A 16,225-nucleotide genomic window follows, 5' to 3' on the forward strand; every position below is an offset into this window, starting at 1 on the left:
GTCCTTTTTCCTGCCGCTTGCAGGGTTAACGGGAATCAGAGCGTGACGTCAAGCAGGTGAGCCACCTGTGGGAAGCGCCAGCCATCGGTCGTCTGGCAGTCTGCCAGCCACTCTGAGGTCGGCGACCGCGACAGCAGCTCAGAGAGCGGAACGCTGTCGTCGAACACGCAGCGCTGCAGGTAGCCCTCCACGGCACCGGTGGCGTCGGGGTGGGCAATGGTGTCGTAGCAGATGTCGGTAACATCCACTCTGGCGCCGCTTGCCCGCAGGCAGGCAGCCAGTTGCTCCGCAGAGACGTAGGGTTCGATATCGCCTTTGCCAAAGGCAGCCAGGAAGCGCCGATGAAACTCCACGTAATGGCCGGCTGCGGCGCTGTGGGCGATAATACCCTGGCCGTTGTTGCCGATGGCGGCGCAGAACTTCGCGCACGCCGCCTGCAGGTCCTGGCGCGGCACGGCATAGAGCGCATGGGTTGCCCAGACGATGTCATAACCCTCGGGGGGTGGATCAAAGTCCTGGAGGGTTACCTCATGCTCATCCGCGGGCGTAAATGGCAGCGGCAGTGCCGCACGGGCTTCTGCAATGGAGAATGCCGAGGGATCCAGCAGATCGGTAATGATCGGAGGCAGGCTGCGCGCGGCGATGCCGGCATGGCGAACCAGTGCGTTGGGGAATTTCCCGGATCCGCAGGCAACGTCGAGCAGGCGAAGAGACCGTTCGCCGGCGGATGCCTGCGCCTGTGCAAGCCAGGTCGCCCAGTCGCGTGCCTCGGCCAGGTATCGGTAATCGTCCGTGGCAAGCGTGTAGAAGGCCTCCATGCCCGGGCGCCGGGCCTCTGACCAGTGCGCTGAACTTCGCGCCAGCAATTCGTCTTTCATCGCTCAATCTCCACGGGCCAGCACACCGGATTCAGCGGGCTTGCCGCGACCTCGCCCGGGCCGACGCCGGGCATGAACTTCTGCCAGTCACCGGACACCAGGGTCGGGGAATCGATAATGCGGGCGCCATCCTCGTAGTAGGTGTTGGCCAGCACAATCCGGCTGCGGTCGGTGCGGTTACTGGCGGCGGTGTGGAAGCTCAGGTTGTGGTGGAAGCTGACATCGCCGATGTCAAAGGGCGTTTCATCAATGGCAACGTTATTCCGTGCAAAGATATCGGCGACGCTGCGGTCATAGCCGGTGCCGGATTTCTCGAAGCTCACTGCGTCCACCAGGCGATGAACATCCAGCGGGTAGGCAAAGGCAAGGGGGCCCATCTCCAGCGGGATTGCCTGGGCGGGGACCCAGGCCGTCACCACATTGTGGGTGTCAAAGGGGAAGTGGTGATCGTCAAAATGCCACGGCGTGCGCCCGCAGGCGGGTTGCTTGGCCAGCACGTTGTCGTGGTACAGACGAACCGCGCCAACGCCGAGGAGTTCCGCGGAGATCTGCGCCAGCCGCGGGGACAGGACATAGGCCCTCAGCAGCGGGTTGTCCTGCCAGATCATTTCGAGACTGAGGAAGCGGTTCCGGGCATCGGTATCCGGATCGACACCGAATTCGATGTCAAGCAGCCGAACCAGCTCACGGCGCAGCCGCAGCAGCACACCGGGTGAGAACACCTGCTTCAGCTTGATGAAACCGTTGTTGCGGAAAAAGGTGCGCTGCGCTTCGCTGACGCGATAGGGTGCGCATAGCTCCCTGACAATGGCGGGGTCATCGGGGAGTTCCAGGTCCGGTATGGGTGGTGCCGGCAGGATCCGCGGGTCTTCACCGGCGTTGTCTGCCAGGCTGACATACCAGTCCCACCAGGCCTGGTTATCCTGATCCCACGGCTGACTGATATCGGTGTTATCGCTTGCGGCGCTTTCGGACATCGGAACTCCCGGATCATCTGAGGGAACAGCTTAACGAAACTGGCGCAGCGCGGGAAATGTGCCTTTTTGAAACCGAATGCGCACAAGCCATTCCCGAGTACGGGAAATCCGGGGCTTGCGCCGGACAAGCCACCTGGCGGTTTCTTTCGCTACAATGATGACTCAAGCGCCCGGAAGGTGCGCGCGGATGCCGGAAGCCTGCACAATGATCCGACGACAGTTCATCATCCTGGCAGTGCTCCTCATGGAGCTGCTGGCGGCAGGGAAGGTCATGGCAATTGAAGAGGCAAAATACACGGTAAGGCTAGCGGAAAAGCCCTTTGAGCTGCGCGACTACGCGCCGCACATTGTCGCGGAGACAGTGGTTTCCAGTGACTTTGAGGGGGCAGGCAGCCAGGCCTTCAACCGGCTTTTTCAGTACATTGCCGGCAACAACAGGCCACGGCAGAAAATCGCCATGACCTCGCCGGTCGGGCAGTCGGCGCCTGCGGGCAACATTGACATGACGACGCCCGTCGGCCAGGAGCCTCGGGGAGAGGGCTGGGCCGTGAGCTTCATGATGCCGTCCCATTTCACGCTTGAGACCCTCCCCGAGCCGGAGAGCCCGGAAATTACCCTGCGCCAGGTGCCGGCGCGGACTGTTGCGGCAGTCCGCTACTCGGGCTTCTGGAGCCAGTCCGCCTACGACAGGAACGAGGCAGCGCTGCGGGAATGGATCGAAGCGCGCGGTCTTCAGGCGGTCGGGCCGGCAACCTGGGCGAAATACAATCCGCCATTCATGCCCTGGTTCCTGCGTCGCAACGAGATTCTGGTGCCTGTGCGGGTGCCGGCTAGCGGAAACTCGCCGGTATCGCGCTGAAGTCCATGCGCCACATCCACGGCACCAGGAAATATACCATCAGCACAATAATCACCGCCGCGATCAGGTTCATCAGAAAGCCGGTGCGCACCATCTCCAGGATGGTCAGCTTGTTGGTGGCAAAGATGATGGCATTCGGGGGCGTGCCAACCGGCAGCATGAAGGCGCAGTTGGCGGCCATGGCGCAGGGGATCATCAGTGCATAGGGATGGACTTCCAGGGCCAGCGCAAGGGCCGCGACCACCGGCAGGATCATGGTGGCCGTGGCGGTATTGGAGGTGATCTCCGTCAGGAACAGAATCAGCAGGGTCGCGCAGCTGATGATGACCATCAGGTGCAGGCCCTCCAGTACCGTGAGCTGCGTACCGATCCATTCCGCCAGGCCGGTCTCGCGAAAGCCGGCGGCGATGGCCAGGCCGCCGCCGAACAGCAGGAGGATACCCCAGGGAATGTTCACCGCATCAGTCCAGTCCAGGATGCGGCTGCCCCGATGGCTTTTCGCGGGAATCGCAAACAGCAGCACGGCCGCGGTCACGGCAATCATGCCGTCGCGGATTTCCGGCAGCAGGTCGGCCCAGATAAAGCCTCGGGTGATCCACAGGAAGGCGGCAAAGAGAAACACTGCGGCCACCGCTTTTTCCTCGAAGGAGGTGCGACCCAGGGCCTCCCGCTCGGCGTGGATCACGCGGCGACCGCCGGGCAGTTCGCGGATGCGAGTAGGAAAGGCCACTCGGGCCAGGTAGAGCCAGGCGATTGACAGCAGCAGGATGACCACAGGTACGCCGACCGCCATCCAGCCGGCGAAGGTGATCTCGACATCAAACAGGACCCGTGCCTGTGCCGCCAGAATGATGTTGGGAGGCGTGCCGATCAGGGTGCCGACACCGCCGATAGTGCCGGCATAGCCGACACCGAAAATCAGCGATTTCTCGAAGGTGGGCAGGTCGCGCTCCTCGGGCTTGCCCTTAAGGCCGCTGGCCACCTGTGCGGTGATGGCCAGTGCCATGGGGATCATCATCATGACCGCCGCGGTATTTGACACCCACATGGACAGGAAGGCCGTGGCGAGCATGAAGCCGAGCAGGATGCGCCGGGTGCTGGTGCCGACAACGTCAATGATCCCCAGCGCAATGCGTTTGTGCAGGTTCCACTTTTCCATGGCGGTGGCGATGAAAAAGCCACCGAGAAACAGGAAGATGATGTCATTGCCGTAGGACGAGGTCACCGTTGCGCTGTCCAGCGCGCCGAAGACCGGCAGCAGCACCAGTGGCAGCAACGAGGTGCCGGGAATGGGAATGGCCTCGGTGATCCACCAGGTGGCGACCCACAGCGTTGTGGCCAGAACGGCGCGGCCCGCGTAATCCAGGCCGTCGGGCGTGAAGAACAGCATCGTCAGCGCAAACAGCGACGGGCCCAGTGCGAGGCCGATTGCCTGGGCTCTGGAGTAAGGCCGGCTGTTGGCGGCTTTCGGGTCTGGCGCGGTGTTGCTGTCTGGTGGCATGGGCGTTAGTGCGTCCTTGCTGTTGTTATGTGTTGGCATGTGTTGGCTCTTCCGGCGCTGCCGCGCCCGAGGGCACCGGCATGTGGCTCAGGCGACGCAGAAACTCCGATCGCCCGGGCCAGCGCCCTTTGCTGGCGGCAAGGCGTCCCGTACTATAACGTACCCTCACCGCCTTAATGCAAAGCATGGTCATCAACGAAGAAACCTACACTGTCGATCAGGCACAGTCGCTGCGCCTCAAGCGCATGGTCTGGGGCGTTGGCGTTCAAGCCTGTACCATGTTGATTGTTGGCGCGCTGTACGGCATGGGTATGGTCCCCGGCCTGCCGGTGATGATTTACCTGGGAATGATTGCAGCCCTGGATCTCGTGTTTTTCGCGCTGGTAAAAACCGGCGTCAACCTGCGCTTTGAAGACCCCAGCATGACGGCTCGGCAGATCACGCTATCCGTGTTTCCCGTCATCTATATCATGTTCCATGTCGTGGAGCCGCAGGCCCGTATGGTCCTGCTGCTTATGGGCACCAGCAGTCTGCTGTTTGGCATGTTCCGCCTCGGTAGATGCGGGATGCTGTTGATGGTCGGCTGTATTCTTGGGGGCTATCTGGGATTGCTGGTGGCACTGTCACTGTGGGCGCCTGAGCGCGTCAATCTGTTGCTGGAAGCCGTTGTCGTCTTCGCCTACACCTGCGTACTGGTGATAAACGCCTACCTCGGCAGTGTCGTTGCGAGTATGCGTCGCAGGCTGAAAACCCAGAACCGCGAACTGGCTGAACTGGCCACGCTGGACCCGCTGACACGGCTGCCCAACCGCCGCTCCCTGATGGCGCAACTGACGAGAGAGTCAGCACGCACCGAGCGGCGCACTGATGAGCAGGACGCACTGTGCGTGAGTATGCTGGACGTCGATAATTTCAAGGAGGTCAACGACACCTGGGGGCACGAGGCCGGCGACCGGATTCTGTGCGAGATTGCAGATGCCCTGCGGGGCGTGGTGCGCGAGGGCGATTTTGTGGGCCGTTTCGGCGGCGAGGAATTTGTGATTATTCTCCCCGAGACATCGCTGGATGACGCTTGCGCAATGGCAACGCGTATCCGTGACACAGTTGCAGCCCGGCATTTTTCCGGATTGCCCGGGGGAGGCCAGGTTACCGTTTCCCAGGGTGTCGCGGATCATCGCATTGGCGAGTGTATTGAAGACACCCTGCGGCGCGCGGACGACAGGCTTTACCAGGCAAAGGATGGCGGCCGGAATCTGGTCGCCTGCTGATTCAAATCCCCGTCGCGCATGCCCAACGGGTGATCGTTGATCCCGCACGCCGCTTTTGAACGGGTGGAATTCGGTTATTCTCTTGGGAAAGCGACGAGACATTGCCCACGACACAATGACTGAGATGTCGGGACGGTGACAGTGGTGCCAGCGAAAGTTGCCCGGCCCCTTCCGCCGCCCTACCATGCGAGTCTAACCCGACCTTGAGAGTCACGGCATGAACCTCTGCCTGGTTGAGGACGATCATGCGCTGTCCGCTGTACTGACAGAAGGCCTTGTGGCAGCAGACTACCGCGTTCAGCAGAGTTACTCGGGCATCGACGCTCTGCGCCTGCTGAACAGCGGGTCGTTTGATCTGGCCATCATCGATATCGGATTGCAGGATTTGTCTGGCATCAATGTGATCCGGCGCCTGCGGAACTCGGGCAGCAACACGCCCATTCTCATACTGACGGCGCGCCACGGCACAGAAGATCGTGTCCTCGGTCTGGATGCCGGTGCCGACGATTATCTCGCAAAGCCATTCGATTTCGATGAGTTGCTCGCCAGGCTGAGAGCGATCCTGCGGCGTGCATCCGGGACATGCGCCAGCGCGCTGGAATGCGGTCCGCTTCGGCTTGAGCTTGCCACGCAAACCGCCGCGCTCGCTGGCCAGCCGCTACCGCTCACGCGCCGCGAATTCATGCTCCTCAGGCTGCTGCTGGAAAATGCCGGCAGGATTGTCACTCGCGACAGACTGGAAACCGAGCTCTACGGCTGGCTCGACCCTGTCGCCAGTAATGCCATTGAGGTGCACGTGCATCATCTTCGAAAAAAACTCGGCGCCGAGCGAATTCGCACCATGCGCGGTGTCGGTTACATGCTGGTGACGTCCTGATTGCCACGTCGGCAGTCAATTCCATACGCGCTCGCTTGATGCTGGGGTTGATGTTCTCTCTTGTCTGCGCGCTGGCGCTGATTATCGGCATCAGCGGTTCGGGGGCCCGGCGCGAACTTGCCTCCCTGTTCGACGCCCACCTGCAGCAGAGCGCGGCAATCATGTTGCTGTGGACGCAGACAGAGCCACGCGCTGGCGAACACCTGGATGAGGCGCGGTTCCGAGCCGAACTCCAGAGACTGCTGCCGCTGATGCAGGGTGTGTATCTGCAGCGTGAAAAAAACGCGCTGGCGGCAGATGACAGGCGCGAGCTTGCCTATGCGATTATCTGCGAGTCACACGGCCAGAGTACCTCGGACGCCTGCCTGTCAGTGGCGTCGCCGAATGCGCCGACGCTGCTGCGGCAATCCGGGCAGCCGGGATTCTCTGAGCATTGGCAGGAAACGAATGGCGCAAAGACCCTCTGGCACGTCTATACGCTGAATGACGCGGCACGGCAGTTCACGGTGCGCGTTGCCGAACGGGATGATATCAGGCGCCAGCTCATCACCAATATTGTGCGCCGCCAGTCGGGCATCACCCTCGTGTTCACACCGCTGGTCGGCATCCTGGTCTGGTGGGTGGTGGGGCATGGTCTGCGCCCCCTGCAGCGTCTGTCGCAGCAGATCCGCGCGCGGCGCGCGGATCTGCTGGAACCGGTGGCAACCGCGGCACCAAAGGAAGTGAGTGCCCTCGTAGCCGCACTCAACCAGTTGTTCTACAAGGCAACCGCTGCATTTGATCGTGAACGCCGCTTCAGCGCCGACGTTGCACACGAGCTGCGCACGCCCCTCAGCGTGATCAAAACCACGGCGGAGCTGGCGGCGTCCCGATCTTTGCAAGACGGATCGGCCGTCGCCTACGCTGAAATCATTCGCCAGTGTGCGCGCGCGTCGCGAGTACTCGACCAGCTGTTGCAGCTGTCGCGAATGGAAGGCGATGACGCTGCGCTGCGACACCAGTCCGTGGACCTGGCGGTGCTCGCGCGGGATGTCATGGCGGATCTTGCCCCAGTCGCGGATGAGCAGGCTGTCGAGCTCGTCCTCGAGATCAGCGGCAAGGTCTGCAGGCTGAATGCGGAGCCTGTCAGCCTGTCAATCCTGCTGCGTAACCTCATGGACAATGCCATCCGGCACTCACCCCCGGGTGCGGAGGTATGTGTTGCTATCCAGCATGAAGATGGAAGGGTAAGCCTCAGCGTGAGTGACCGGGGTGCCGGCATGTCGCGACAGCAGCGGGGAAAACTGCAGGGGTTTCTGGACGCGGGCGACACGCCACCCAGGAGAGGGCAGCGCCAGACAGATGAGTCCGGTCACGGGCTGGGTTTATTGATCGTGCAGCGCATCGCCAGGCTACACGGGACCCGGATCGACATACTGCCGACCGCGCCAGACGCCGGTCTGTGTGTACGGGTGGTCTTTGCGAACCTGTCCCGGTCCGCGAACACCCCTTAAGATTGCCTTAAGCTCATCTTGCTAGGGTGCATCGGGGCAATCGAGGAAACGATCATGCACATGAACAAGACAATGAGCCTGCCACCCAGCCGCAACCCTGTCGACGCCGGCACGCTGCACGGCCTGTCAGCCCTGGTGCTATGGCTGGCGGCGAGCGCCTTGTTGGTGACACCCGCGGCCCTGCGCGCCCAGACCGGAAGCAGCGAGAGCAGCGCCACGGCGCGTAAGCTGGAAAACGTCATTGTGACCGGCACACGGTTGCGCACGGATATTTCCGACGGCGCCTATGGGCTGACGGCGATTGGACGACAGGAACTTGAATTATCGGGGCAGCGTTTCCTTGGTGAATTTCTGCAGCAGGCCCCCTTCATGGCGGGATCGCCCCTGAATACGAGCACCGGCGCGCGTGGGGAGGGCGGCGGGCTTTCCCGGGGCATCGCCTCCGTCGAGCTGCGCGGACTCGGACCCGAGCGCACCCTGGTGCTGATCAATGGCCGCCGGATGGTCCCCGGGGGCGGCGGTGGCAGTGGCATCGTCGACCTCAACATGCTGCCCATGGTCATGGTCGAGCGGGTGGAGATCTTCAAGTCCGGCGCCTCGGTGGAATATGGCGCTGACGCCGTGGCGGGCGTCGTCAACATCATCACCCGCGAGCAGACCGACGGACTGGCCGTGAATCTACAGGGTACCAGTACCCGCCGCGGCGATGGCGAAGCGGCGCAGCTGAGCCTCGCCTATGGCCAGCAGCGGGATCGCTGGCAGTTCATGCTGGGCGCGGAGTACGTTGATCAACAGTCCGTGGGCAAGGGAGACCGCAGTTTCTCCGAGCGCCGGCTCACCTTTACTGGCCCTGACAACACGCCGACGTTTGATGGCAGCTCTGCGCCGCCGCAGGGACGCTTCAACACCGGGCTTGGCAACCTGACGCTGATCGACGGCGCCGATGGCGACAGCCTCAGTGATTTCCGGCCCTGGATCGGCGACAACACCGCCCCCGATACCGATCGCTACAATTTCAACCCCTTCGAGGATCTGCAGCAACCCTCGGAACGCCTGTCACTGTTTGCACAGGGTCGCTACAGCGTCACCGCGGCGTTCAATGTATTCGCCGAGACGCTGTACCACCAGCGCGATTCCCGCACCCGACTGGCACCGCTTCCTTTTTTCACCAACCGCGAAGAAGATGTGGATGTCAGTGCCGATAACCTGTTCAATCCCTTTGGCGAAAGGCTCACCGACGTGCGGCGTCGCCTGATCGAGGGCGGGCCCCGCGATTTTGTGCAGGATAATGAGGCATGGCGTTTCGTGCTCGGCGCGGACGGAACGGTGAAAGGCTGGTTCTGGGACGTCAGCCTGAACCGCGGCCGCAACACCATCGATCAACGCCAGACCGGCGACCTTCTGGATTCTCGGCTGCGCACTGCACTGGGGCCGTCCTTCCGCGACAGCAGCGGCAACGCCGTTTGCGGGACGCCGGCCGCACCGATCGCCGACTGCGTGCCCTTGAACCTGTTCGGTGGCGCGGGCAGTATCACGTCGGAAATGCTCGCCTACGCCGGTACTGATCTGCGTGACAGTGGCTTCAATGAGCAGACGGTTGCCAGTGCCAACCTTGCTGGTGATCTGTTTGCATTGCCGGCGGGCGCCCTGCAGGTGGCCGTGGGTTTCGAGTATCGGGAGGAGAAAGCGGCAGATATACCCGATCCGCAGACGGTCCGCGGCAACACCAGTGGCAGCGCCCGCGCGATAACCCGCGGCAGCTTTGACAGCAATGAAGCCTACCTTGAGGTGGGGATTCCGCTGCTCACCGATGCGCCGTGGGTACAATCGGTATCGATGGATCTTGGCACGCGCTGGGTGGATTTCTCCAATTTCGGCACGGAAGTTGTATCCGAGGCCGGGCTGTACTGGAGCGTGAACGAGTCTGTGCGCCTGCGTGGCGCCTGGTCCGAGGCGTTCCGAGCACCCAACGTCGGTGAACTGTTTGGTGGTTTCAGCCAGGCCAATCCGATTGTCCTCGATCCCTGCGCTGATTTTTCTCGCCTGACGTCGGTCCAGATTGATCGCTGCGTGGCCCAGGGCGTTCCCGCCGACGGCAGCTTTGCTCAAAGCGGCGAGGAGACCCCGGAGCTGTCTGGCGGCAACCGTAACCTGAGTCCGGAGCAGGCAGAAGTCCGTACCCTGGGAGTCACCTGGACGCCGCAGTCAGTGTCGGAGTTTCAGCTGAGCCTGGATTACTATGACATGGAAATTGACGCCGGTATTGCCAGTCTCGGCGCCAATACGATTCTTGAGCAATGCCTGGCGACAGGCGCCGAGGCTTTCTGCGGACGGATCAATCGCGAGCTGGGTGGGCGTATCGTGGACGTACAGGCTCAGCTGCAGAACCTCGCAACGGAAACCGCGCGGGGACTTGACCTCGACGCGCAGTACCGACACGCGGGCTTCGGTGGAAGCTTCAGCCATCGGCTGATGATAAGCCATGTACTGGATCGGGAGCTGGTGGCGTTTCCCGGTGCGGCGCCCTTCGCCGGCGCCGGCGGATTCGACCGGGACAACTTCGGTGCCATCCCGGAATGGCAGGGCAACTACCGGCTGGACTGGCGTGCAGGTTCGTGGACAGTCGGGTACGAGGCCCAGTGGATTGGGGCCCTCGAGGAGAGCGGGGGCGAGGTATTCCCGGGCACCGTGAACCGCATAAGCGACGTCGTCTACCACGACGTCACCGTGGGTTATGCGCTGCCAACTCGAACGTCACTGGTGTTCGGCATTGACAATCTGCTGGATGATCAACCACCGCTGTTCGTGAATGCGGATGAAGGTAACACCGATGTCTCGACCTATCGCCTGCTCGGCACCACCTTCTGGCTGCGCCTGACTCAGCGCCTGTTGTAATTATTTTGTGGATCGTTTATCCGGGCATGGCCCACTAGGAATGTTTTTCAAGGAAAACGAGAAAATCCGGGTAAACGTCCGCTGCCGCAGAGCGGCCAATGAAAAAGTCCATATGCGCGTATCGCTCATACACCTGGCGACTGTAGTCGCCGCTCGTGTTATGGGCCTTGAGCCATTCACAGGTGCGTAGCGATGTCTCCGGCAGAAAGATCTCGTTACGCCCCCCGGCGATGAAATGAATCGGTATGTGAGCCAGCCGCGAAACCTGGGGCAGGTAGGTATTTTCGCCCTCGCGATTAACGCAATACTGCTTTTCGATAATCCGTTCCAGCTGCCGGAATGGCTTGACCGCAATGGTATCGAACCACTCTTCCAGCGCTATATGCGTTGCGTGATTGAGCTGGGAATGCGTATACGAGGGGCCGAAAATGGCTGATACCCGGCGACAGACGGGGTTGTTGCACTCTTCACCCGGCGGCAGGGGCACCTGCCAGCAGAGTACGTCAAGCGCCGCAGACTGTTTGTCCGGACTGCCGCTCCTGTCGGCCTTTGCGGGGACGAGCGGGATCGTTTCACGCATATCCGGCAGGCTGTCGGGTATGTGGTTCTCGTCGCTGTGCTCCAGCAGCGCGACGAGGTCAATGTCCGCCTTGAGGAAGTTCTGCCAGTTGGTCACCGGATGCAGGGTCAGCTGCGAGCTGATCACTGAGCGCACGCCGGTCATGCCATTCAGCAAGGCCATCAGCAGCGACATTGACCCCACGCAGTGCGCAATGGCATGTACGTCGCTTACCCCTGACGCTTCCTGAATGAAGCGGATGGCGGCGGGCCAGTCATGAGTTGCGATATCGTCGATACTGTAGTCGGTCCGGGTATTGCCGGAATCCGGGCTGGCACGGTAGGCCAGCATCCAGACGTCGAAACCGCGATCGGAGGCATTGTCTTCTGGGCCGGCATGGAAGAGATACTCTGCAAGGTTGCGATCCACTGTCGGGGTGGCAAATGAGTCGGCGGTGACCGAAAAACCCGGTGCCAGCACAATCTGCCGGCGTGGCTTCGCCTCGTGGTGCGCATAGCGATAAAGGGTGATGCCTGCCCCGTCAGGCATTGTCAGCGGTATCCTCTCTGGCTCCGGCAGGCTCAATGCCCGCCGGTCACCCTGCCGAACCGCGTTTTCAGCGCTGGGAAAATTTTTCAGGTTTGCCAGCAACCCACCGTATGCCGTGAACACCGTTTGCGCCACAAAAGCGCCAAATCGCGCAACGAAAAGCGTATCCAGCGCACTTTCCAGTTTCGGGTATTTTCTGGCCATGGATGCCAGCAGCTTCGCCATCGCGTGTTCCAGCGGCCGGTGCTTGTGTTTCTGCAGCGGTGTCCTGACAGTCTGGCTCATGGCGATCGCATCATCGATGCCCAACAACATCATGCCCTGGACAAGATGCTTGCCGTGCCTGCCGTCACCTTCATAAACGTCGACATACAATGTTGTTACATCGGTCCACCAGTGCGAATGCGCCTTCCGCTGCAGGTACTTGGTTCCCTCAAAGTAGAGTGGGCCTCGCTCGCCCTTCAGGTGCAGGCGATAGTTCATTGTCCAGGTTTCTACCTGGTCCTCATCCGGATTGAACAGGAAGAACTCACCTGAGGTCACTTCCAGAGGTGCTTTCCCAAGGAGCGTGCAGGAGACATGTCCGGTAATTTCCGCACGATGGTTCTCGGTGAACTCGTGCAGGTTCTCTGCACTGATAGTGAGATCGTATTGAATCGCATGACCGTCACCTTTGCCTTGCGCATACGCCAGCTGATAATCGTTTGAGATTCTCTGCGCCGGGTCTGGCTTGTGCGTGTCGAAATTTGTGGTGGCAAAGCCACGCATCGTCTCCGCAAAACTGACGCCCGGGCTGAAGAAGTCCGGATAGTCCTTCACCAGGACACGGAGTATGCGCTTCGCCACGTCGATCGAGTCATTCTCAAGCGATGCTTTCAGCCGGCCGAGCAGCTTGCCAAGCGCTCCCCAGGCCGCGTGTTTTTCCAGGACGGAATCGTCCATATGCTCGGCAAGCGTGGCAGTCCCCTCGTGGCGACCGTGGGAAGCACGCTTGCGATGATCAGAGGGCGCTTCAGGCACTATCGGTCGTGAGGCGTTGAGTGAGTAGTCAATGGTCCAGCCGTGTTTTCCAGCCAGGCTCGCTACGGCGTACTCAGCAATAGCCGCGATTGTCAGCAACGGATTGACGGCGCCTGCCGTGGGCACTACGGCACCGTCCATCACATACAGGCCATCGTGCACGCTGCCGTCCGCGCTGAACACCTCACACTGCGGACTTACCGCGCCGCGATCAGCGTCATCACCCATACAGCAGCCGCCGAGGGGATGTACGGTGATGATCTTGTAATCCAGGGGCTCAGACCACATGGGATTGGGGATAAACTGTCCCATGATGCCCGCGCTGGCATCCTGCAGCGCCGCATTATCATCACGGATGCACTTGCTGCGACCGACGTCGTTCCAGCTGGCCCGCACGTTGCCCATGTTATCCAGCTGCAGGGTGCCTCCGGAGTCGTCGTAGCTCATGATGAGGTAGGTCTGGGTTCTCGATACCGTGCCCGAGTAGGCGAGCGATGCCAGGGATCCCGGGTCATTGGCAATGGCATTGCCCAGGTCGCTGGCGTCTTCAAGCCGCTCAGCGGCCTGCTGCATACCGTAATGCAGGAAATTGGCATACTGGGCACCGGCGAAGAAGAAGACCGGCGGTAACGCCATTGCCAGCGCACCCGGAATAACCCCCTCTTCGATGACGCGGCCCTGCTCAAGGCTGACAGACTCCCGATTGTCGATAATGCCGGTGATACAGGGTCCGGGAAACACGGTCTTCGGCGCCGTTGCTGCGCCCATTCCAACGCCGTATACGGGCCTGGGCTTTTTCTCGTCGTCGAGTGCCCAGTAGTTGTTGTAACCAAAACCCAGAACATCGCCATTGCCGGAAAGCCGCTTACCGAGCCGCGAAGAGAATTCCAGCACATTCTCTTTACGGGAGCGCAGCAGGATTTCGGTGCTACCGAAGGTGCCTGCAGACAGGATCACGATGTTGGCGGTCAAAACCCGCGGGGTGGCGGCATCGTCGGACAGGTCAGTGACCTGCAGCTGCCACTGTTGATCAGCGAGTTTCTCCAGCCTCTCAACGCGTGCCTCACAGACGATGGTTGCACCGTGGTTGTGGGCGTCGGGCAGATAGTTCATCTGTGTGGTGTTCTTGGAGCCGTAATTGCAGCCGCTGCAGCAGTCACCACAATTCGTGCAGGCGCGCTGCTCGACACCAAACTCGTTGATACGATCCTCAAAGGTCACGTTGATCGGTGGCTTGTAAAAATCCAGGCCCATCGACCGGGCAGACTGCTCGAGCGCCTTGAGCTTGTTCAGATCATCCCGCGGGTAAGGATTGGCGCCCAGCATGCCCCGGGCAAGCTGATAGTACTTTTCCAGGAAGTCGCCGCATCGATATTGCTCTGGCCAGCTATCCTGGTCAAAGACGTTCTTTTTGAACTCCAGCGCCACGTTCGCGTTTATCAGCGAGGTTCCCCCGAGTCCGCAGCCCACCAGCGCATTGAGATCCTCGTTCACCTTGATATCGAACAGACCCTTGGGGTTGCCCATGGGTCCCATGGGTGTATTCAGCTGAAACTGGTCCTTCGCGGAGGAAATGCTATCGGGAAAATCGCCCGGAAGAATCTCGCATCCACGCTCCAGAAGGCAGACCTGGCGACCCGCGCGGGCCAGGCGTGAGCTCGCAACCGCGCCGCCATACCCGGAACCCACCACCAGGATGTCGTAATGGTCTCTGGCCTTATCGAGGGTGATGGAAATCGGCTTCATCACACCGCCCTGCCGATTCTGACGCCGGTGTCCGACGCGGGATCAAAGTAACGATCGAGCACTCGGGAGGTGTTGCGCTGCACGTCATGACTCACCGCGGCGCTGAACTTCGACCAGTCTTCCGTACTCCGCGACAGCGCGTCTTCAAGCAGCCGCAGAAGTGGCCGTTCAGCGTCATCGAGACTGCCGGCACCTGCGATATGGGGTGGCGTCACCTCGCCATTGGGAGAGCAGTTGAAAAGCCGCAGGGAACCGACATCACAATTGTCATCGATAAAGACGGCGGCGGCGCCCTGAACACTGCTGACTACCGGTTTGTCGATTGCCCACCCGCCCGTGTTGAACACCTTGACAGGATCTGCGAAGCCCGGGATGGGCAGCCTGTCCTCAAAGGGTTTGTGCGTGTGTCCGAAAACAAAGCTCAGGTCTTTTGGCACGTCAACCCGCTCCTGCAGAAACTGGTTTTTCACCGGGCCGCCAAGATACCATTTGAGCTTTACGATACCGTCTCGTGAGAGGACGCTGCCGAAACTCAGGCGCTCGGATCCGGCAAACTTTCCCACGCTGGCATCCAGCATGGCGTCGATGATCTTCTCCAGGCTGAGCCCCGGTTCAAGAGACTGTACCGTGTTGTCGCTCAGACTCAGGGATTCCACCATGAACTTCCTGATGACTTTCCCCGACGCCCTGATGAATTCGTGACTGGCGCCCGTATCGAGCAGGGTCTCGTACATGTTGAACGCCGTGTGACCAAAGCCCGATGACCCCAGACTTGACCAGAGGAAGTTCACCCAGTAGCCATTGTCTTTCTCGATTTCACTCATATCCTCGGAAAGCGACAGCCTGCCCTGAAGCCGCTGCCGGAGGGCACTCATGGCCAGATACATGGACTCCGTATAATGTCCATGATGCAGCACCACCCCTTTCTGCCCACTGTCATCCAGCACCGCATAATTGGGATAGGCAATCTGGACGCTACAGTCCCGGGTCCCGGGTACGGACTTGAGAATATCCTGCAGCAGATAGGACTCCAGGTGCTGCGGATTGAACAGGTGGGTAATTTCCCGCGGATCCTGCGTCATGCCCTCAACGACCTGGCGCACCATGTAGGTGTTTTTTACCGTTTGCCACAGCTGATGGTCGTGGTTGCCGGGGACGAACAAGATGTCCGGCGAGAGCTTTTTACCGCCCCTCGACGAGAGAAAGGTCTCGGCAAAGACCCTGAAGGTCGCAACGACGTCAGGCAGGCTGGAGAACCCAAGATCCAGTACATCCCCCAGCAGGACAAGACGCGTGTTTTTCGTGACCGGCAAATGCTCCAGCAAGGACGAAAACGCATCGGCAAACGCCGATAATGAACGACTCGCGCGCTGTGTACCGTCAAGCTGGGTCAGGACGCTGTGATCAGCCCCCAGGTGCAGATCCGACAGGCAGATCAGTTGTATTGCCATCCTGTGCTTACCTTGTTGTTATCATAGGTGTTCTGTGGATTGCACAGCGAGTTCGGAAAGACCCAGCCGCTGTCCTGGAAATCCCCGGCCGCCATGAAGCCGTCACTCAGAGCGTCGCGTAACTCACCACCTGTCCCACTAATGATATAGAC

General features: G+C 60.8%; 10 protein-coding genes. 5 read left to right on the top strand and 5 right to left on the bottom strand.

The window, feature by feature from the left end; genetic code table 11:
* Positions 1-35 precede the first annotated feature (35 nt).
* Together EV688_RS10700 and EV688_RS10705 are read right to left on the bottom strand one after the other, a co-directional pair.
* On the bottom strand, positions 36-878 hold the full coding sequence (locus EV688_RS10700) for a class I SAM-dependent methyltransferase (RefSeq protein WP_117317959.1): 843 nt from the start codon (positions 876-878) through the stop codon (positions 36-38).
* The gene (locus EV688_RS10705) at positions 875-1,855 is read right to left on the bottom strand and encodes a phytanoyl-CoA dioxygenase family protein (RefSeq protein ID WP_117317957.1); all 981 of its coding nucleotides are present in this window, start codon (positions 1,853-1,855) and stop codon (positions 875-877) included. Before EV688_RS10705 ends, EV688_RS10700 begins: the two co-directional genes overlap by 4 nt.
* 205 nt (positions 1,856-2,060) lie before the next feature.
* On the opposite strand from EV688_RS10705, the gene EV688_RS10710 reads away from it, so the two are divergent.
* Positions 2,061-2,714, top strand: coding sequence for an SOUL family heme-binding protein (locus EV688_RS10710; RefSeq protein WP_205686634.1), 654 nt, complete (start codon positions 2,061-2,063; stop codon positions 2,712-2,714).
* Here the strand turns inward: EV688_RS10710 and EV688_RS10715 are convergent.
* The gene (locus tag EV688_RS10715) at positions 2,686-4,254 is read right to left on the bottom strand and encodes an SLC13 family permease (protein WP_117317955.1); all 1,569 of its coding nucleotides are present in this window, start codon (positions 4,252-4,254) and stop codon (positions 2,686-2,688) included. The genes EV688_RS10710 and EV688_RS10715 overlap by 29 nt on opposite strands.
* 146 nt (positions 4,255-4,400) lie before the next feature.
* Between EV688_RS10715 and EV688_RS10720 the strand changes: the two genes are divergently transcribed.
* From EV688_RS10720 to EV688_RS10735, 4 genes are all read left to right on the top strand, one after another.
* The gene (locus EV688_RS10720) at positions 4,401-5,483 is read left to right on the top strand and encodes a diguanylate cyclase (protein WP_162883912.1); all 1,083 of its coding nucleotides are present in this window, start codon (positions 4,401-4,403) and stop codon (positions 5,481-5,483) included.
* 217 nt (positions 5,484-5,700) lie between these two features.
* Positions 5,701-6,360: a response regulator transcription factor gene (locus tag EV688_RS10725; RefSeq protein WP_117317951.1), complete on the top strand. Its 660-nt coding sequence runs from the start codon at positions 5,701-5,703 to the stop codon at positions 6,358-6,360.
* A gap of 50 nt (positions 6,361-6,410) precedes the next feature.
* Positions 6,411-7,853: an ATP-binding protein gene (locus EV688_RS10730; protein WP_162883911.1), complete on the top strand. Its 1,443-nt coding sequence runs from the start codon at positions 6,411-6,413 to the stop codon at positions 7,851-7,853.
* A gap of 60 nt (positions 7,854-7,913) precedes the next feature.
* Positions 7,914-10,748 (top strand): TonB-dependent receptor plug domain-containing protein, encoded by a 2,835-nt coding sequence (locus EV688_RS10735; protein WP_162883910.1) that lies wholly within the window; start codon positions 7,914-7,916, stop codon positions 10,746-10,748.
* 34 nt (positions 10,749-10,782) lie between these two features.
* On the opposite strand, the gene EV688_RS10740 is transcribed toward EV688_RS10735, so the two are convergent.
* Both EV688_RS10740 and EV688_RS10745 read right to left on the bottom strand, forming a co-directional pair.
* Positions 10,783-14,622 carry an alpha/beta fold hydrolase gene (locus tag EV688_RS10740; protein WP_117317946.1) on the bottom strand — a complete coding sequence of 1,280 codons (3,840 nt, stop codon included), beginning with the start codon at positions 14,620-14,622 and terminating at the stop codon, positions 10,783-10,785.
* Positions 14,622-16,073, bottom strand: coding sequence for a metallophosphoesterase (locus EV688_RS10745; protein ID WP_117317944.1), 1,452 nt, complete (start codon positions 16,071-16,073; stop codon positions 14,622-14,624). The genes EV688_RS10740 and EV688_RS10745 overlap by 1 nt, the downstream gene beginning before the upstream one ends.
* Positions 16,074-16,225: the final 152 nt, after the last annotated feature.

Origin of the sequence: Chromatocurvus halotolerans (assembly GCF_004340525.1) — a bacterium.
Classification (GTDB): Bacteria; Pseudomonadota; Gammaproteobacteria; order Pseudomonadales; family Halieaceae; genus Chromatocurvus; species Chromatocurvus halotolerans.

Bases quoted from the DNA above. Each gene is read 5' to 3' on its own strand.
- EV688_RS10700 (WP_117317959.1), bottom strand. From the start codon at position 878: ATGAAAGACGAATTGCTGGCGCGAAGTTCAGCGCACTGGTCAGAGGCC.
- EV688_RS10705 (WP_117317957.1), bottom strand. From the start codon at position 1,855: ATGTCCGAAAGCGCCGCAAGCGATAACACCGATATCAGTCAGCCGTGG.
- EV688_RS10710 (WP_205686634.1), top strand. From the start codon at position 2,061: ATGATCCGACGACAGTTCATCATCCTGGCAGTGCTCCTCATGGAGCTG.
- EV688_RS10715 (WP_117317955.1), bottom strand. From the start codon at position 4,254: ATGCCAACACATAACAACAGCAAGGACGCACTAACGCCCATGCCACCA.
- EV688_RS10720 (WP_162883912.1), top strand. From the start codon at position 4,401: ATGGTCATCAACGAAGAAACCTACACTGTCGATCAGGCACAGTCGCTG.
- EV688_RS10725 (WP_117317951.1), top strand. From the start codon at position 5,701: ATGAACCTCTGCCTGGTTGAGGACGATCATGCGCTGTCCGCTGTACTG.
- EV688_RS10730 (WP_162883911.1), top strand. From the start codon at position 6,411: ATGTTCTCTCTTGTCTGCGCGCTGGCGCTGATTATCGGCATCAGCGGT.
- EV688_RS10735 (WP_162883910.1), top strand. From the start codon at position 7,914: ATGAACAAGACAATGAGCCTGCCACCCAGCCGCAACCCTGTCGACGCC.
- EV688_RS10740 (WP_117317946.1), bottom strand. From the start codon at position 14,622: ATGAAGCCGATTTCCATCACCCTCGATAAGGCCAGAGACCATTACGAC.
- EV688_RS10745 (WP_117317944.1), bottom strand. From the start codon at position 16,073: ATGGCAATACAACTGATCTGCCTGTCGGATCTGCACCTGGGGGCTGAT.